Annotated in this window: 14 protein-coding genes; 7 read left to right on the top strand and 7 right to left on the bottom strand. The window is 41.6% G+C overall.

Annotated elements, in window-relative coordinates; genetic code table 11:
- Positions 1–27: 27 nt before the first annotated feature.
- The gene (locus A9267_RS18200) at positions 28–2016 is read right to left on the bottom strand and encodes an MtrB/PioB family decaheme-associated outer membrane protein (RefSeq protein ID WP_065110214.1); all 1989 of its coding nucleotides are present in this window, start codon (positions 2014–2016) and stop codon (positions 28–30) included.
- A gap of 14 nt (positions 2017–2030) precedes the next feature.
- Positions 2031–2978, bottom strand: coding sequence for a DmsE family decaheme c-type cytochrome (locus A9267_RS18195; RefSeq protein ID WP_055025971.1), 948 nt, complete (start codon positions 2976–2978; stop codon positions 2031–2033).
- A 194-nt stretch (positions 2979–3172) separates the two neighbouring features.
- Here A9267_RS18195 and A9267_RS18190 point away from each other — a divergent pair, with 194 nt between their 5' ends.
- Positions 3173–4105: a helix-turn-helix transcriptional regulator gene (locus tag A9267_RS18190; protein ID WP_065110213.1), complete on the top strand. Its 933-nt coding sequence runs from the start codon at positions 3173–3175 to the stop codon at positions 4103–4105.
- Between the two features lie 469 nt (positions 4106–4574).
- Entirely contained in the window at positions 4575–6932 is a 2358-nt protein-coding gene (locus A9267_RS18185; RefSeq protein ID WP_065110212.1) for a Tex family protein, read from the top strand.
- Positions 6933–6998: 66 nt separating this feature from the next.
- Here the strand turns inward: A9267_RS18185 and A9267_RS18180 are convergent, their stop codons facing one another.
- The 3 genes from A9267_RS18180 to bioH form a co-directional block, all read right to left on the bottom strand.
- Entirely contained in the window at positions 6999–7925 is a 927-nt protein-coding gene (locus A9267_RS18180) for a hypothetical protein (protein ID WP_065110211.1), read from the bottom strand.
- 173 nt (positions 7926–8098) lie between these two features.
- The gene (locus A9267_RS18175; RefSeq protein WP_065110210.1) at positions 8099–8620 is read right to left on the bottom strand and encodes a hypothetical protein; all 522 of its coding nucleotides are present in this window, start codon (positions 8618–8620) and stop codon (positions 8099–8101) included.
- 66 nt (positions 8621–8686) lie between these two features.
- The gene (gene bioH / locus A9267_RS18170; RefSeq protein WP_065110209.1) at positions 8687–9481 is read right to left on the bottom strand and encodes a pimeloyl-ACP methyl ester esterase BioH; all 795 of its coding nucleotides are present in this window, start codon (positions 9479–9481) and stop codon (positions 8687–8689) included.
- Between the two features lie 60 nt (positions 9482–9541).
- Here bioH and A9267_RS18165 point away from each other — a divergent pair, with 60 nt between their 5' ends.
- Both A9267_RS18165 and A9267_RS18160 read left to right on the top strand, forming a co-directional pair.
- Positions 9542–10306 (top strand): ComF family protein, encoded by a 765-nt coding sequence (locus A9267_RS18165; RefSeq protein WP_065110208.1) that lies wholly within the window; start codon positions 9542–9544, stop codon positions 10304–10306.
- Positions 10307–10466: 160 nt separating this feature from the next.
- Entirely contained in the window at positions 10467–11045 is a 579-nt protein-coding gene (locus A9267_RS18160) for a hypothetical protein (protein ID WP_065110207.1), read from the top strand.
- A 77-nt stretch (positions 11046–11122) separates the two neighbouring features.
- Here A9267_RS18160 and A9267_RS18155 read toward each other — a convergent pair whose 3' ends face one another.
- On the bottom strand, positions 11123–13741 hold the full coding sequence (locus A9267_RS18155) for a M14 family metallopeptidase (protein WP_065110206.1): 2619 nt from the start codon (positions 13739–13741) through the stop codon (positions 11123–11125).
- 257 nt (positions 13742–13998) lie between these two features.
- Here A9267_RS18155 and nfuA point away from each other — a divergent pair, with 257 nt between their 5' ends.
- Together nfuA and A9267_RS18145 are read left to right on the top strand one after the other, a co-directional pair.
- On the top strand, positions 13999–14577 hold the full coding sequence (gene nfuA / locus A9267_RS18150; RefSeq protein ID WP_055025978.1) for a Fe-S biogenesis protein NfuA: 579 nt from the start codon (positions 13999–14001) through the stop codon (positions 14575–14577).
- Positions 14578–14783: 206 nt separating this feature from the next.
- Complete coding sequence (locus A9267_RS18145) at positions 14784–15371, top strand: type II secretion system protein (RefSeq protein ID WP_065110205.1); 588 nt, start codon at positions 14784–14786, stop codon at positions 15369–15371.
- A 103-nt stretch (positions 15372–15474) separates the two neighbouring features.
- Here the strand turns inward: A9267_RS18145 and A9267_RS18140 are convergent, their stop codons facing one another.
- Positions 15475–16554, bottom strand: a complete 1080-nt coding sequence (locus tag A9267_RS18140; protein WP_065110204.1) for a PepSY-associated TM helix domain-containing protein — start codon at positions 16552–16554, stop codon at positions 15475–15477.
- A 578-nt stretch (positions 16555–17132) separates the two neighbouring features.
- On the opposite strand from A9267_RS18140, the gene A9267_RS18135 reads away from it, so the two are divergent.
- Positions 17133–19271: a TonB-dependent siderophore receptor gene (locus A9267_RS18135; RefSeq protein WP_065110203.1), complete on the top strand. Its 2139-nt coding sequence runs from the start codon at positions 17133–17135 to the stop codon at positions 19269–19271.
- Positions 19272–19330: the final 59 nt, after the last annotated feature.

Genomic DNA, 19330 nt, shown 5'->3' with positions numbered 1-19330 from the left:
AATAAATTCAGCACGTTTGTTAAACGACTACAGCACATAGCTGAAATTCAGCATGATTTGATGGGCGTTATAATTGTGATTAAGCTCGCCCAGGGTAACCATGCCTGGCACTTGGTCAGGGGTCATTTGAGCGTCATCGGTGTCGTAATAGCGTTCGTAGCGGTAGGTCAGCTTTAATGCCATGTCATCACTCAAGGCATAATTAGCGTAAAGGCTCGCGCTATGGTTATAGGAGTAGTAATCCCCATATGGGCTGGTGCCATCTGCGGTGACATAAGTGTCACTGCTTGAGTTACTGAATAAGTAATCAGCACCAAGTGTCAGCTTGTCTTCCATTAGGCCGCCATAACTTACGCCAGCACCTAGGTTGATAAACTTATCTTCAATATCAGCGTACCAATCTGGACTGCTGTAGCTTTGGCTGCCTGCTTGAGCAGAGTTAATCCATTGCTGACCAGCAAAACCGTAAGCAGAGAACTGCTTGGTTAGTTGCATATTAAGATTGATGTCGTAGCTGTAATCTTCTGATTCTGTTAAGCCAATGACAGTGTCATCGTAATCGTCTTTGGCATAACGACCTGTTAAGTCGATGCTTAACCAGTCAAGGGGAGTGTGGCTAACACGCAGTTCAACTTCGTTGCGCTCTCTGTCTGCTAAATAGTATTTACGCATCAGTGAGTTTTCTTCGCTCGACGTGAGCTCTGTTGCTTGATACTCAGAGCCGCCACGGTTGCTGTGACCTGCTTTTAGATCGATAGTGAAATTGTCGATGGCACGAATAGACAGTTTTGCCCATAAGCTATCTTCATTGGTTTGTTCACGTTCGCTGTAAGTGCGTTCGATGTCTTTGCGGTCATAACCGGCTTGTAAGCGGTAGCCGCTAGCAATACGGTAGCTGGCATTAACCTTAAAGGTTGAACGCTCAATATCCGTGGCGACGTTTTCTTTGAATGTGCCACTGACGCCATCGAAGTTGTACTGTTGGAATTCAAAGACTGAACTGTTGTTTTCACGATTGCTGTAGTCGTAACTACCACCAAGGCGTAAACGGTTGTTGAGCATAGAAGTGATGCGGAAGTTTGCATCTGTGGTATCGACTTCGCCATCCCAGTTTTGAATTGGGTTGCCTGCCACTTGAATCAAATCGTCATCTTGGATCATACGACCTACAATGAAACGACCAGACATGACAGTGCGGTCTAGCTGGTACTGACCCGATAATGAGACTTGGTGCGCTTGATTATCTGGGGTTGCAGCATACACATCGTATTCAGTTGGTAAGCTTAGGTTGTCAGTATTGTTTTTATACTGACTGCCAAAATAACTTAATTCAGTTAACCAGTTATCACCGGTGAGTGCTGCGCCAGCGGTGAATGAGTCAGTGGTTGAATCAACACGTTGACCAAAGTTAATTGGGCCTGGGCTGACTAAACTACTGCTTTTATAACCCGTTTTATCTTCAGAGTCGAAACGCACATAGGCTTGATAAAAGTCTTGTTTGAAATCGGCGCCGATACCCACTTTTTCACGTTGCTGAGATAACTCAAATACGTACGGTACATCAGGCGTCATCATGCCATCGTCGTAGTATAAGTTGCTTTGGGCATCACCAGATTGATACGTGGTGATTAATGTGTAATCCGCATCAACATTGAATAAGCCTTTTTGGCCAACACTGATGTTAGCTGTGCTGTTTTCAAAGCCAAGTTGGTGCGCTTGAATGCTGGCTTGGTAGCCGTTTTCGTCTTGGTATTCAATGTCGCCACTGATTGCTGTGACAAACCCGTCTTGGTCAGTACCAAAGGCATTGGCAGCATGGACATCATCACTGTCGATGTAGCCTGCAGAGACGTTAACGTTTCCGCTGTAACCTTGTGTTGAAGTACAGCGCTTACATTGATACTTCTCTTGATTAAGGTTCTCAGTATTAGCATTGCCAACAGCAAAGTCAGCTGCCCATGCAGGGGCCGTTGCCATTAATAAAGAAGCAGTGATTAAATTCAGTTTAAAGTTCATGTTATGGCTCCTAATTAGCGCTGCAGTAAGCTGCCGGCTGGGTGGTTAGAACCATGGATTTGGCTATGACAGTTCAAACAGCTTTTTCCGCCGCCAAAGGCATCCATTCCAGGTTGAAGAACAACGCGACTTGCGTGACCGTCATCAGCGTGACATTGCTGACATAGTTGTGGTGCACGATTGTTTAGCATGCCTTCGTTAACGCTGCCGTGTGGGTTATGACAGGTGACACAGTTTTCGGTCACTGGTGCATGTTCCCATAGCATTGGGCCACGTTTTTCAGCATGACAGCTGTAACACGTGTCATTAACCGTCGGCTTGTTTAGGGCGCTTTCAGACATAGAACCATGTGGAGAGTGACAATCAATACAGGTCATTTGATCCCATTTCATTGGATGAGATGAGCGCTTGTTCATGTCAGCTTTTTCACGAGTGTGGCAGCTAGTACAGGTGTCATTAACGGTTAACTTGTCTAAGGCAGGGTCTTTAGCTGCATGTACCACGTGACAATCGGCACAAGCAATCTCTTCAAGATTGTGGGTGCTGCTATGCCATGCCATTTGCTCTGGGTCGTTATGACAACCTTGGCAAACAGTATTTTGCGTTGGTGCATCTAATTTGCTGTCTTTACCAAATTGGATCATGGGCTCTTTGCCGCCACGATTGTGGTTGCCTTGAGGGCCATGACAGGCTTCACATTGCAGTCCAGCCATTGGTGAGTCTTTACTGGTTAAGTCGCCATGTGCGCCTTTAAAGATGTCGGTAACACCTTCGGTACGTTGGTGACACATTAAGCAGCTGTCTGCTCCTTTAGGGGAATACTTACCTTCAGCGAACTTCTCAACGAGTTTTTGAGAAACCTCTTCACCTGTCATGTCATCCCATGGCGCAGCAGCGACACCAAATGAGCACAAGTAAAGGGTTACACTGATAGATGCGATTAAGTTTCGACACCAATTCATAATGTCACCTGACCTTATTAAATCTTAAATAAAAATGGAGTAATCAATTGGAGGTATTTTAAAGAAGAGGAGATTTCAGATCTAAGAATAGTGATTATCAAAAAACGACATTTGTGATCTGAATCTACATCATAGGTAGCAAAAAAAACTAAAATATATTTTCCAATAGTTCCTTTATTTAAAAAGTTCCCAAAATGATAAAATATAAATGCAGACCTGCAATTCACACAAAACTTGTTTGTGAATACTGTAATAGTATTGATTTTCTTTTGCCGGTGGAATTTGCCCATTTTAAATATTTTAATGACACAGAATGGGTTGGCATAAATATAATAACCAAATTATTAAATTATATTGAGAATAATATTGAAGACCCTTATTTCTTTCTGAATTTAGCGAAGTATTTTGTTAAAAGGGTAACTGAGTTTACTAAAATAGACTTATCTGATGATGTCGATATCGCTCAGAAATTGATTGATTTCACAATGTTTTATAGCCAGGTATCTGATCTAAATTGGGTTACTATTGATGCGGGGGATTACATTGGCCTAGTGGCTAAGCGTAATCCTATTGAACGTGCTTCTAAGTATGATGACCTATTTGTTTATCTCTCAGTGATGCAAATATTGAATTTTCACAAAGAGGTAAATAGCAACGTAATCATTGAGTTACCGTTTGAGTGTGGTTTTTACGGTTACAATGTTGCCATTTTAGAAAATGTTAAATTCAACTGTCAGAACCTGTCAATTTTTGCCAAAAAAACGCCAGGTAAGCAGTATGATATTAGGCCATTATGCATTGAAACGATTACTAGCTTGGACAGGATTCATGCGGCTGCTAAGAGTATGATTCCAGCTGAGTTATCTGTTGATACATTAGCTATTGCGTTAGGAATGTCGACACGAAGTTTGCAGCGAGAAGTGAAATCTATGGGTCTTTGTGTTAAAGATATCATTAAAGAAGTGAAAGCAAATAGATTAAAATTAGTATTAAAGAAGAACCAAGATAATATAAAAGTTACTGCATATGAGTGTGGTTTTAAAAGCTTGGCAATATTTAGTCGTCACTTTTCTAATAATGTCGGATGTTGCCCTTCTGAATATGTCAGTCGAATTAACGATAAATAAGTTTATTTTTTGTAAATAAATAAATGTATCAAATGTTACATTTGATAATAGTTATCATTTACGGCCCTTTGTTAGTATATTTTTTATTTTAAAAAACACCAAATAAATAAAGATAATCAGGATACCTCTTTATGGGTATAAATTAATTTTTATTTATTAACTTCCTCGTTTTAAATTTTCATTAACTATAATAACTCATTGTTTTTTATAACCCTGCTAAAAGTAAGTCTACTAGTGTTAAATTAAAATTTGATACGAACCTGTATTGTGATTGTTCTGTTTTAAGAATTTAGTCCATTGTGTCGCTTTGCTAATGCCTAAAAAACCGAGCTAAGTTACCGTTAAACTGAGCTGTCATCCTATTTAGGTTGAAAATACCCTGTAAAAATTCACTTTCTCAATAAACGTTTTAAGCAGGTTATGCTATCTTTGGGCGATATTTGTTATTCAACGCCGAATAAGACCTTTTATGCTAAGTATTGCTCAGATTATCGCTCAGGAATTGAATGTCCGTGAGCAACAAGTTTCAGATACCATTGCGTTACTTGATGATGGCTCCACCGTCCCGTTTGTTGCTCGATACCGTAAAGAAGCGACAGGGGGATTAGATGATGCTCAGTTAAGAACACTCGATAGTCGTTTAGGCTACTTACGTGAACTGGCAGAAAGAAGGCAAGTGATTCTTTCTAGCATTGAAACCCAAGGTAAGCTTACGCCTGCTTTGCAACAAGCGATCAATACTGCTGACAGTAAAACGCGTCTTGAAGATCTCTACCTATCTTACAAACCTAAGCGACGCACTAAAGGCCAGATTGCTATCGAAGCAGGTTTGCTACCGCTAGCTGATTTTTTATTGACGAATCGCCAAGCGGATTTAGAAAGCAAAGCCGCTGAGTTTGTGAATGCAGAGGCTGGCTTTGGGGATACCAAAGCCGTATTAGATGGTGCTCGATTTATATTAATGGAGCGCTTTGCTGAAGATGCAGACTTACTGCAAAAAATTCGTAAACACCTTAGTCAACAAGCCGTGCTTGAAAGTCGCATGGTTAAAGGTAAAGAAAAAGAAGGTGCCAAATTCCGTGACTATTTTGAGCATACTGAAGCCATAACTAAGGTGCCATCACATCGCGCATTAGCGATGCTGAGAGGGCGCAATGAGGGCGTGCTGAGTCTGTCGATGAATGCAGACCCTAAAGCAGAAGTGGCACAAAGCAGTTATTGCGTGGTTATCATTGCTGATCATTTCAATTTGAAGTTATCTGATTCGAGTGTCGATCAATGGCTTAAAACAGTGGTGACAGCCACTTGGCGAATTAAAATTGCTTTGCAAATGGAAACCGAGTTCATTAGCCAAATGCGTGAACGTGCTGAAGCGGAAGCGATTAATGTATTTGCTCGTAACTTGGGTGATTTATTGATGGCTGCACCTGCTGGAGCCAAAGCCACAATGGGTCTCGACCCTGGACTTCGTACTGGTGTTAAAGTAGCGATTGTTGATAACACTGGTAAATTTGTCGCACACACGACGATATTCCCTCATGCTCCACAAAATGTCTGGGATAAGTCTATCCGTACGCTGGCTAACTTAATAAAAATGCATAAAGTGGACATCATTGCTATTGGTAATGGTACAGCGTCACGTGAGACCGATAAACTTGCTGCTGAAGTGATTAGCTTTATGAAAGAAACACACCCGAGTTTAACCAAAGTGATGGTTAGCGAAGCGGGCGCTTCAGTCTATTCTGCTTCTGAATTAGCATCGGAAGAGTTTCCTAATCTTGATGTCTCGATTCGTGGCGCAGTTTCAATTGCTCGTCGTTTGCAAGATCCGCTAGCTGAGTTAGTTAAGATTGAGCCTAAATCTATTGGTGTAGGTCAATATCAGCACGATGTGAGCCAAAGCCAGCTATCAAGTTCACTTGAGGCCGTCGTAGAAGACTGTGTAAATGGTGTTGGTGTCGACTTGAACATGGCGTCTGCGCCATTACTGACTCAAGTGGCAGGTTTGAATAAAACCTTGGCTAAAAATGTGGTCAGTTACCGCGATGAGAACGGTCAGTTTGAGTCGCGTAAACAGTTGCTAAAAGTGGCTCGTTTAGGCCCTAAAGCTTATGAACAAGCAGCCGGTTTCTTACGCATTCGTCATGCAAAAAATCCATTAGATGGCTCAGCAGTTCACCCTGAAGCCTATAAGTTAGTGGAAACCATTGCTAAAGCTAAACAGCAGACGGTTGAACAGCTAATGGGTAACAGTGAATTATTAGCGCAGCTTAATGCCGCTGAATTTGTCACTGAGGAATTTGGTTTACCGACCATTACCGACATTTTAGCCGAGCTTGATAAACCTGGACGGGACCCTCGTGGTGAGTTCAAGACAGCGAGCTTTAAAGAAGGGGTTGAAGAGCTAAAAGATCTTAAACTCGAAATGATCCTCGAAGGGGTTGTGACCAATGTGACCAACTTCGGTGCTTTCGTGGATGTTGGGGTTCATCAAGACGGTTTAGTGCATATCTCTTCATTGACAGACAAGTTTGTCAGCGATCCACACACGATTGTGAAAGCGGGTGATGTGGTTAAAGTTAAGGTCATGGAAGTGGATGTTGAACGTCGCCGTATTGCGTTAAGTATGCGATTAGACGAGCCATTACAAGCAGCGAATAAATCTAAACCTCAGTCTAACGCTAAGACGGGTTCAGGTCATAAGCCAAGTGGCGCTAAACATGCTGCAAACAAGCATAATGGCGGTCAGCGTAAACAAAATAAAGCGCCTGCCAATGCGGCAATGGGTAATGCATTTGCTGATGCCTTTGCTAAGCTAAAAAAGTAAATTAGCTGATGTATTAACGATTTAAAATCAATGATTAAGCCCTTAGCTTTAGGTTAAGGGCTTTTTTTATGGAAGGTAACCTGAGCAGGCTTCATCAAAATGAGTGTATGGCGATAACAAGTAGTTAGCTTGTTGCATTTCAGCTAGAAGCTTGGGATCCATTAACGGGTTTTCGATACTGAATATGCGTCGTTCACTGAGCTTTGATGAGATCAACTCTTGGCAGTACTGGCGGTAAAATGTGTTATCGAATTGGCCGTTTGCCATAATACGTTTAATGCCGACCTCGATTCGCTTAGCCAGTTGTGGTTCATCGGGTGAAACATAAAAGAAGGTCGCTAACGGAATATGTAGCAGCACATTTTCATCTAGCACTAAATCTGCAAATTTAACTTTAAATGAACTTAACTCGGCTGGCGCTTCATTAACTCCACGGCCAAAACTTTCAAAGCGGCCTTTGTCTAGCATATGAAATAAACCGTCGTAACTTGAACCGACAACCACGTCAAACCCAGCCTTTTCAAATGCCAGTCTTGTTGACCAATGTATGCCGCTGCCTGTTGGGATTTGTTTGAGTTGTTCAATGGTTTTGATCTTGGAAAATTGGGCTTGAGTTTGTTTTTTGATAATGAAAACTCTAAAACCCTGGATACCTTTACGAATAGGCACTCTTATCGGAATCAGCTTTTCATTCCAAGCGGGTTTTATGGCTTCTGCAATGACGTTAATGAGCTCGCCATCGACCATTTCTGTCAAAATCCGATCACGGGTCATAAAGATTGGAGAGTGGGTGATTTCCCATTCGCCAAAATCATCTTCGGTGTTTTCAAGTATCAGCTGCATTAACTCATAGCTGTAATGGTAACGCATATCATTGGCAGAGGCTGGCTGATTGAGAATGATAATATCTTTGGCAACGGCAAAGGGAGCTATTGTGAAATAGCTAAATAGGTAAGTAACAACAATGACGAGTATGTACTTAAATAATGACAAAAGAGTGCCTTAACTGAGTCCTTCAGAATATTAGCTTATTCAATATAATTAAATAGTTACCAATACTCAATATTTACAAGATACAAAAGCAAAATTTGCTTGATAACGATCAATATTTCATGGCGCTACCAGGTCATGTTGTTGCGTTTAAGCTAAGGTAAGTAAAGCAAGATTTAGACTAAGGCAAAGAGTTGGCTTTGCTCTGCAGGTGTTGTTTGCTGCTGATAAAACTGACCGACTCGTTCACCTAGTTGCTCATAAAATGCTTGCTCTTGTTCTTGGCTAGCATCATGAAGCAACAAGCTTTGAATCGCTCGACTATTATTCTTGTCGCTGATTTTATCTGTTTCAACATTCGGGTTATTTGGGTTTTTTTGCTGAATATCACGACGTTGAATCGTTGGGTTACTATTGGCTGCCACTCGTAATAGTTGTGGAAAAATACCTTTAGGTCCCAAGGTTTGTTGCTGTGTTTGCTGTTGCTCGGCAGATTGTTTTTGCTGCTGTTTTTGATCGAGTAATTCGTGGCGAGTTAACCGTTCATTTTGCTGATTATAAGCCCGCTCTTGGAAGGCTTTAGACAACTCTTGTGGTGGCAGAATAGGCTTGGCTTGCTGATTATCCGCGCGCGCAAGATCCGTCGCAACATTACTTGTTGCTATCGGTACTTGGGGATAATTAGTGACAACCAGCATAAAACTCACTTAGATATTGAATAATAACGTACAAATTATAGTCAATATTAAAGTGGTTTTATAGCGCTAGTCTGTATATTTATTGATCCAAGTACATAATTCGTTCAAAAAATCATCTGTATGTGAAATGAACGGCGCATGGGATGCTTTATTGTGAATAACGTCTTTTATACTTGTTGCTTGCGGCAAAATAGAGATGATCTTTTTTGGAACTAAACTGTCACATTTGCCCCAAATTCGTAACCATGGCTGCTGAACATGATGTAACTGCGAACGCAAATCTACGGTACGAAGCATCCCTAAACCTTGATCAAGTACTGGCTGACTGGGTAAGGGTTTTGCTAATACCAGTTTCTTTATCATGCCAATGTCATCTTTGGCTGAATCACTTCCCATGGCTTGAATCGCTAAAAAGCGCTCCACGGTTTTCGCTAAGTTTATGCTGAGTTGCTCCGAAAATTGTGCCAACACCTTAGGGGCAATACCTGGCCAGCTTTGCTCATCGTTACTTGGTTGCTGCGCCATAAAGCAAGGTGATGACGCAACTGTGATTAAGGCTTTAACTGAGTGAGGGTGATTAATTGTAACCTGAGTGGCTACCAGCCCACCCAGTGACCAACCTAACCAAATTGCCTGCTGCGGTAATTGGTGAGCAAGTTGTTCAGCCCATGCGTTGATATCGCCTTCGTTGGCTTCACTATCGCCAAAGCCCGGCAGGTCGACAAAATGCACTCTATACTGTTCCAAAGCCGTTGCTAAAGGATGAAATACGGCAGAGTTAACTCCCCAGCCATGAAGCAGTATTAGATCTTGGCCTTCACCAACAGTGTGAACGTGTAGCTTAGAAAAAGTGGGCTGCAAAGGTTACCTCAAATCATCACGATACAGACAAGTAAGTGCCATACAGGATAAGGATATTATATGGATTGGCAACTCCCACAAGCCTATAGTCATCGTTTAACGTCGTTTTCCCATTGGCTTCGACGTCATTTACCAAATCGATGTCTATTATGCCGCCAAGACATACGTCAGTTTGATTCTGGGAAACCTCAAACGGGCATTTGTCACCACTGTTTAGTTGCTGGGCTATATCAGCACGAAGTGTGTTTAGGTTGTGGTAAGCGTATGGAGCAACTTCAAGCCTATTGTGGTCACTGTTTGCGACACAAACCTATGATGGTCATCGCACCTTGTAGTTATCATCAAAGTCTTGGCGAGTTAGTTTCAGGAATAAAATACCAACAGCAATGTGCGCCTCTTACTGCGTTAGTGAATGTGCTGGCGGTTCGGGTTATGGATCTGGTTGCCAGAGGAGTGATTACATTGCCCCAAGTGATCGTGCCTGTGCCATTACATAAGAACCGTTTACTGCAACGTGGCTTCAATCAGTCGTGGCTAATTGCAGATGAATTAAGCCGTCAATTGGGGATCCCTATGGACGACGGTTTGTTAGTGCGAAGCATCGATACCCAAGCTCAGGCAGGGCTAGATGGGCAAGCTAGGCGACGCAATTGCGCCGATGCTTTTAATACAACAAAAGCCATACCTTATCAGCGGGTGGCATTAATTGATGATGTGGTAACGACAGGGACGACAGTCAATGAAATTGGCAAGCTATTTGCGGCAGATTATGTTCATGTTCAAGCATGGTGTTTAGCACGAGCTGAAGCGCCAGGCCTGCTGTAATGTAGATAGGTAAGTCACTGATTTAAATTGAGCATTATAAATGTATGTCGCTTCAATGGTGGAGTTGTCAAATACTGATAATAAAAGTATCTTACAGCCTTATTCACTATAAGCCTTTTATACGAAACATATCGTCGAAACATGGAAGTTACTGATACAAATGGAAATTAAACAGAAAAAATTATCAAATCAGCACACATTTACCTTCAATGAACATAGCCTAAATTTTGCTTTTAAAAATAAATCGGGCGCAGAAGATGTGGATGTCGAATATGGGACTTTTCCTGATAAATCATCTTTACTCATTGAGCAAAATGACTGGCTAAGAAACGTGGGTGTGCTGTGGGTTTTATTGGGGGTATTTAATATTGGCCGTGCGGTATTCAATGATAATCCTCTTACCGGTACTGGTTTATGGCTTTTTCTAGGCATTATTTGCTTAATTTGGTTTGCAGTGACTAAGGTCAGGTATTCGGTATTTAAAACTGAAACCAGCAATATATTTGTGATTCAAAATGGGCAGCATGATCACATCATTGATGAAATTTCAAAACGAAAAAAAGCACAACTACTGCAGTGGTATGGTGATATTAATGCTGATAATGACCCTGAAAGCGAAATAAATAAATTTAGATGGTTAGCAGAGCAAAATGTGATCACCAAAGAGCAAGCAGAAGAAAAAATAGCCCAAGTTGAGTTTGCGCATAAAGATCCTGACTTACAGCATAAACTCAATTAGCTTATATTTTGATATTAAAAAAGAGCGACTTGCGCTCTTTTTTATTTGTAGATTATGCCCTGAAGGCTCAGATAAAATTACATCGCTGATGGCACAAAATACAGGGCATTGGCATACACTTTCTCTGTGCCTAGCCAGATGTTTCTGAACAATAAATTATCCGTTAAGGCAACCACTTCACCTTTACCTTTCTTTTCGACAATCATAGCCGGCGTGTTGGCAAAAGAGCGTTGATATTCTTTTGCTAGAAAGCCACTGACCAGTAGTTCATTATCGTATTCTGCCGCCACAATAAATGGTGTGGACGTTGGGCCAAAGCTGATTTCGCGATTTTTCATCACATGTAATGGGTTTGGTAAGCCAAAGGTGATGGGGTGAGTTTGGTCTAACGTTAACGACACAATAGCGCCACCAATTGACTGACGAGCATCTAATTTTGACTTGTCGCCAAACTTAAGTCCTGAAGTACTAAATAGATTATTGAGCTCACGCTTAGATTTAGGCTCTGACTTTAAAATATTGCGCTTTTTAAGCCAAACTAAGGCACGTTTTTGCGCCACAATAGTCCCCCCATCCGAAACGTATTTTCCTAGCTGTCTCGATGTTGCATCACTAATGACATGATAAGGTCCATCAGCCATAAATATATGGCTATAAGCGGACAAATCGATTGAAGTCAGTCGTTCACTGTTCACCATAGTGACAGAGATGCCTAAGGTCTTATCAAGGTAGTACCAAAGCTGGCCTGTTTCTGAAGCATTGGTATCGGAGCCGGTGACCAATAATGGTGTGACGGGCTGAACTTTAATAAAGTCATCGCTACCTAAATCCATACCTGCAGCAGTATGCGATGAACTGGCAGCCACAATATTGACTTGATATTGAGCGGCAAGCTCACTAACAATTTGTCGGACTTGCTCTTCTGATACAGGTTGCTTTAATGGAATTTGTAAGCTTCCCGCGACAAATTCAACGGGCAAGTTTTTACTGTTAGCTGCACTGAGACTAAATGGCTTGAGGGCATATTTTACTAATACTCCTTGGTGCAATAATTGCTGTAAAAAAGGGGCTGCAGCTGCTTGTTGCCAATCTATAATAAGAGCAACCGCCTCATCAGGGAACACGGTTTTTGTGGTGTTAGCACTTAGTGTTAGTGCTTTCGCTACCGGTTTATCTGCAAGGAATTTAATACTCGGCTTAGCACCTTCAATCAATGTTAACCCCAGTGCCGACTCAAAGTTCCATGTGGAAATATCGTAAAAGGTTTCATCCTTAAACTCGGTCCGCTTATCAAATAAGGCTTCAACTAAGTCGTGCTGTGGCTGACTTTTGGGAATAAAGATACTGTCTTGCTCCGAGAAGATAATGTCGTCATCTTCTATTGGTTTAGCAAGGTATTTAAAGCTGATTTTATGCTGATTTAGGATATCTGTTAGCTGTGATATATGAGCTGCGCCGCCATGAGCTTTAATCAATCTCCCCGTTTGCTTGCCATCTCGTGTGCGCTTAGCATTGCTTGAGAAAAAGTCTGTTTGATACTTCATCAGCTTCTCGCGCAAGTTATGCGCGCCTTGCAAACTCGAAATTGAAGTAGCGAACTGGTTATCAATGCTATTTGCTAGCGTCACCACACCATTTGGCGATGCTTGGGCTTGTCCACGAGAGCTGGCTTGTTCAAATAAAATGCCTACTGCGCCATTAATATCAGGATAGGTTGAGCCTTTGCCATAGAAAAAATCATCAAACATTTGTTCACTAAAATACACCTGCTTCACCTGATCTAATGCTTGGCGATGAAATGCTGCCAGTTCATTTGATAATTGCTGGTTGGCTTTACTGGTAAGCGGGTTAACCCTATCAGGCACTCCGGGCTGAAAAAAGTAAGACTGTTGATGCCACATTTCGTGGAAGTCACCGACATAATGCGGTTGCCACTTGTGAAAGAAGGCAACTCGGCCTTGAGACGCTGGATGACGTAGAAACAACCAATCACGGTTTAAATCCGCTAAGTAATGGTTAAAGCGGCCACCAGGCCAATCTTGATTATGTTCTCGATGATTGTTATCGGTGACGACCACTTGGCCCTTGTTATTATTGGCCCAGTTTGAAAAGCGATCAAAGCCATCAGGATTTTGTGTTGGGGTAATTAGAATCACGGTATCTTCAAGCAAGTCTTTAACCCAAGGCGCATTGGCAGAAGCAAGGTAATGGCTTAATGCTATTGCCGCATGGGCACCACTGGCCTCGTCGCCATGAATTGAGTAGGCAAGCCAAACGACGAGAGGTTGAGTGTTACTGCGGCTATTTTGCATGGTGCCGAATTTGACATTACTGCGATAAGCTAAAATATCAGAAAGATTTTTTTGGTTGGTTTCAGAGGTAATTACCGCAGTGAGCTGATGACGTCTTTCTTGGCTATAACCTGCTGAGTCCAACGACACACGCTCGCTCTCAGTGGCCAGAATCTGCAAGTACTGATTAATTTGATCGTGTCTTAAATGCCATTCACCCAGCGGATAACCTAAGTATTCAGCTGGTAAGGTAATATCAGCGTTGATGTCTTCGCTGAGTAATCGTTGATTAATTCGTGTGTCTGCCGCGCTCGTCTGTGAAGATACGCTTAAAGAAACAAAAAGTGGCAAGCTTGCCATCACAGCAATGAGTAGACGAACAAGGTGGCTTGGTAAACTAATCATAGGAGAAACAACATCATAAAATAAAACAATGCAATTACCATAAAGTGATTAAGCTTAAATCTCCATTAAAAACCCGCTTAAATAGGATATTTTTTGTCACACTTGCGAGATGAGGGCTATAAAGCAGGAGCAAGTAGGAGTATCATAGCGCTAAATCTTAGTAAATCACTCAAGTACTATTTAGATGGTGCACCATGTTGTACGGGTACTGATTGAGCTAAGTAGCATTTTTTTAAGTTTTTCAACGGAGCAGTTATATGATCAACATTACTGATACGGCTCAGGCGCATTTTGTAAAATTACTGGCCGATCAACCTGAAGGCACTCATATCCGTGTGTTTGTCATCAGTCCAGGCACCGCTCAAGCTGAGTGCGGTGTATCTTATTGTCCGCCAGATGCTGTAGAAGCAGATGATACTGAGCTTCCTTTTAATGGATTCAGTGCCATGGTTGATGAAAAGAGTGCACCATTTTTAGAAGAAGCTAGCATTGATTTCGTGACCGATCAGCTGGGCTCGCAACTCACGCTAAAAGCCCCTAACGCTAAAATGCGTAAAGTGGCTGCAGATGCACCGCTAAAAGAGCGTATTGAGTATGTGATTCAATCAGAAATCAATCCACAGTTAGCCAGCCATGGTGGTAACATCATGCTAGTTGAAATCACTGAAGAAGGAACCGCTGTTCTTCAATTTGGTGGTGGCTGTAATGGTTGTTCTCAAGTCGATATCACCTTAAAAGATGGTATTGAAAAGCAGCTATTAGACATGTTCCCAGGTGAGCTAACAGGCGTTAAAGACGTGACTGATCACCAACATGGTGCTCACTCTTATCAATAAGCGTTAACGCAATATTGATACTAAAAACGCGGCAATATATGTCGCGTTTTTTTATGGCTTTTTCAAGCTGAATGCCATTGAATATAGCCAGTTATTTACCCTTCCTTATTCTTTACCTTGTTACACTTGTAATGCTTTTGTTTGATGTAATGGCTGATGAGTATTAAACTTGCGCTATACCTGAAAGTATTATTAAGGAGAAACAAATGGCGTTTTTTGTAAACACTCGTAATGTTTCTTCTGCTAAAGGCTTCACCATAATCGAACTGGTTATTGCTATTATTGTGTTGGCCATTTTAGCTGTTATCGCAGCGAGTCAGTTCATCGATGTGAAACGTGATGCTGAAATCAGCCGCGTAAAAGCAGTGGCGGCTTCGTTTGAGCAGTCAGTTACCTTTGCGCATACTCGCTGGCAAATTATTGGTGGAAGTGAACCAATGAATGATTTGCCTGATTTTGCTGATAACGATTTAGATATGAATGCCTTTGGCTATCCATTAGGCACAGGCAAAGGTAATCCAATGGGGAACCCAGTTAATATTGGCCAAGGTCAGGCTGGGTGTGTGGATTTGTGGAATGCATTGATAGAAGACCCACCTAGCGTTGCCATTAGAAATACATCTGATGATGTTGATTTTGAATCCTATCGCCACAGTGCAGATGGCGGTACTGGTGCGACGCAATGTACTTATGTATTAAGAACACTGGGAGATACCAGAGGACGAAATCGCGCAGAAATCAAGATTGTTTATGATTCGGTAGCAGGGACTGTCACTCCTTTCATTGAAGATTAACCCGTACTCCACAGGGAGAGTTAGGTGTCATTTCAACGTTTAATAAAACAAAACGGCTTACTGTTCCCAGTAAGCCGTTTTTTTGTTGTCATTTTAACGGTAACTAGCGTTTCTTTTTAAAGATTCGGCGGTAAAAAGTCACCGCGCTGAATATTAAGATTACTGTGCCAATCAATGCGATGACAGTGATAAATGCCACATACTTAAACGGCATATTCATTGCGTCATGCAAAGGTCTAACAAACGTAGCGATTTGGCCTGAAAGTGGTCTATCGCTGTGAAGCAGTGCCGACGTAATTGTGCCTTTATCATAGTTCATGTTGATACTATCAGCTTGACGTAACCAAACGTCATTATGGGTATTAAATCGATAGCTATAAATTGCGTCAACAGGCTTTTTCGGTGCCTCTGCCTTCGCTTTTGGATCCGGTCTAGGCTGACGTGGCTTGCTGATTGATACTAACTCAGAAGCTGGCCATACACTTTGTGCCGTTTGAATTTGGCTTTGCCAATCTTTTGCTTGGCTGATGGGGTATTGAATACTGCTATCTGGCGTTGTTTTAAGTGCGCCTGTCCACAGCCCTTTGTAGGTAATTAAAAAGCCAGTAATACACAGTAAAAACAAAGGAACTGAGATGAAAAGTCCTAGTTGAATGTGGCTTTTTACTAAGCTACTTGACTTAGTATTGCTTGGGATTGAATGCTTTAACCTGAATGTTTTGCGAACACGCCACCAAAGATAAATACCCACTAAGGTAATAACACCACCGATCATCGATGCCCATGCATTAAGGTATTTACCAAAATCACCTAATAAGAAGTTGCGGTGTAGCCAGAACATGGTGCTATAGAGTGGAATATCTCTCATTTTATAGGTTGATAGTTCATTTAAATCGTTATCAAAAGCAATGGAGTGGCCTCTTGCAGCGATTTCGACATACGGAGAGTATTCAGTTGGAAAGCGAACCGTGCTCATTTCAGGGTAACGTTCAAAAAGTGTTTCGGTAACGTGCGCTTTTTGCTCAGACGTTAACGGCACATATTGCTGCCCTTTGTCGTCCATTCTTTTAAGCATATCCATGCCGCCAAGATAAACACCTGTCGTTAACACAATCAGCATAGAAACACTGATAACGAAACCAACCCAGTTATGAAACCATTTTAAAGCAGGGACTACATTCATAGTGAAGTTCTCAAAGTACGTTATTAATGGCCAGTCAAAGATTGATAAGCCTGCTTCACTGTCAATAAATGACCGTCAAAGCAAAAAATTTTGGGAATGATAATTAATCTCATTTCTTTACACAATTAAAGAAATGTAAAGACGCAACTTAATCAGAAAGATTGCCAAACAGGTCACAGTTTTTAATGAATGTTAAAGATTGGGTATTTTAACAAGTGAATAACTATTCTCTATTTATTCACGTGTGTAGAAGGTGCTTATTTCAATTAAACCCTTTTCACATAAGAGATATGAGCTTATACACTTTGTTATCGTTGTGTTAATTGTTGATTTTAATCGATTGTTGGGTTTGTTTTGGGTTTCGGTGGTTTTGTGATGAAAAGTAAAATTTTTTATTCTGTTAACATTAAAAACAGTTAATACGCAATATTTATTCAACAACCGTAATGGGATTTGTTCTCATTAGTGCGGTTGTTCACAGTTCTTAACTCCATTCATAAATAAAACTTCACAAAACAAAGAACGCAAATGATAATCCATCTCATTAACGATAACTGCCAAATTAAGGGCTATTTTGTATGAGAATTTCACCAATTGCGTTCGCTGTTCTAGCAAGCTTAGCGTCAGCATCAGTTGCAGCAGAAGAAGCTGCGAATAACACTGAGTCAAGTCAGGGGTTTACCGCTGAAATTGAGCGCATTCAAGTCACTGGGATGAACTTCAACAACTACAAAGTGGGTTCTTCTTCTGGCGCAATGCGTGGCGATATCGACTTAATGGACACGCCGCAGTCTGTGAATGTGATCCCTGATTTTGTTACCGACGAGCAGTTAGCAAGAAACTTATCAGAAGTACTTGTTAACGATTCAAGTGTGACCGGTGGTAGTGAAAAGTGGAACCGCCAAGTATTCAATATTCGTGGTTTTGAATTAGATTCAGGTAGCGGCTTTTTAATTAATGGTCAGCAACAATGGTCTCACTACGTACAGCCAATTGAAACGCTACAACAAGTTGAAGTGTTGAAAGGTCCATCAAGTATGTTATACGGTCAGTCAGGTCCTGGTGGCTTGATTAACATGGTCACTAAAAAGCCAACTTATGACACGCTATTTGATGTCGCATTTGATACCGATGCTCACGGTTCTACTCGTTTTCAGTTAGATGCAGGCGGCGCGTTAAACGATGCAGAATCTATTCGCTACCGCACTGTGTTAGTGAAGCAAGATACGAAATACTGGCGTGAATACCAAGACGGTAACGGTGAGCAAGAACAAGAACGTGACCGCTTTTTAGGTTACATCAACCTTGAATTTGACTTACACGATGACGTGATGCTGTCGGTTAAATATGACTACACCGATGACAAAACAGGTATCGATAGAGGTGGTTGGTTAGACGACAATGGTGACTTAGTTGGCGACCGTGAAGATATCTGGGATATGTCTTGGGCATTCACTGACAACAACGTAGAAAACTTAGGTGCTGATTTAACTTGGTATATTTCTGACGACTGGAAAATGACCACAGGTTATAACCACCAAACCTTTACTCGCCAACGTTTAGATTCGTCTCCTTCTATGGTGTCGGGTATGGATCCTGTGACCGAAGGTTACCAAATTAAAGCCTTTGACCGTTACGATGATTGGCAACACAAAACAGCTTATATGGATTTCACGGGTATCGTGAATGCCTTTGGCATGGAGCACCAATTATTAGTCGGTGCTAACATTCTTGATTATTACTACGGTCAGCTAAGAGACAGTGGCGATGCGCAAATTGTCATGCCTGGTCAAGATGTTCCAAGACCTGATCTTGATTACAACAATGACCCGACCAAGTCAGAATCTAGCTACAAGCATTATGGTTTCTATGTTCAAGATTTAATGACCATCAACGATGAGTGGCAAGTGCTTGCTGGCGTTCGTTATGATGAACAAAAGAAAGATGGTGAAGGTGAGAACAGTTATGCCGTATCACCTAAGTTTGGTGTGATTTACTCACCATCTGAGAATGGCAGTATTTATGTTAACTACTCAAAGAGCTTCAACCCTCAATCAATCGTGAGTAGTGATAACGATGTCAATGAAGGCATGAACTTAGAGCCTGAGTACGGTGAGCAATATGAAATCGGTACTAAGTGGGAACTGTTTGATGGTGGCTTATTGCTAACGGGTGCGGTGTTCGATACCACTGTGACAAACGTGACTGTGCAAGAGCAACTTGAACAACCCATTGGCGATAAAGAATACATCACAACTCAAAGTGGTAAGCAGCAACACCGTGGTTTCGAAATGGGTGCACAAGGTCAAGTTAGCGACAATGTGTTCATAACGAGCTCAATGATGTACTTAGATGCGCAATACATTACTAGCGCAGAAGATACTGCACAGCTTGATGGTAAAACACCTGTTGATGCACCTGAGTGGTCAGCTAATATTTGGACACGTTACGAAGTCACTGAAGATTTAGCGTTTAACATTGGTGCAATTTATGTGGGTGAGCGTTTTGCTAATACACAAAACACCATTGTTAAAGATGACTATGTTCGTTTTGATTTTGGTGCAGCATATACATTTGCCGTGCAAAACACTGATATGAGTGTTCGTTTTAACGTTAAAAACCTATTTGATACTGACTACTTAGGTGGCGGTACTAACACTGACGTCACTGTGGGTGAAGGTAGAAACTTTAGCTTAGCGTTTGAAGCAAAGTTCTAAGATAAGTGTAAAACAGCCTTTCAGGTAAACCGTGTTTTAGTGAAAAGCCCTAACGTCAG

Source organism: Shewanella sp. UCD-FRSSP16_17, assembly GCF_001675935.1.
In the GTDB taxonomy this organism is placed as follows: domain Bacteria; phylum Pseudomonadota; class Gammaproteobacteria; order Enterobacterales; family Shewanellaceae; genus Shewanella; species Shewanella japonica.
Note: the sequence above shows the minus strand (reverse complement) of the source record. Positions and strands in the feature narration are given on the sequence as shown.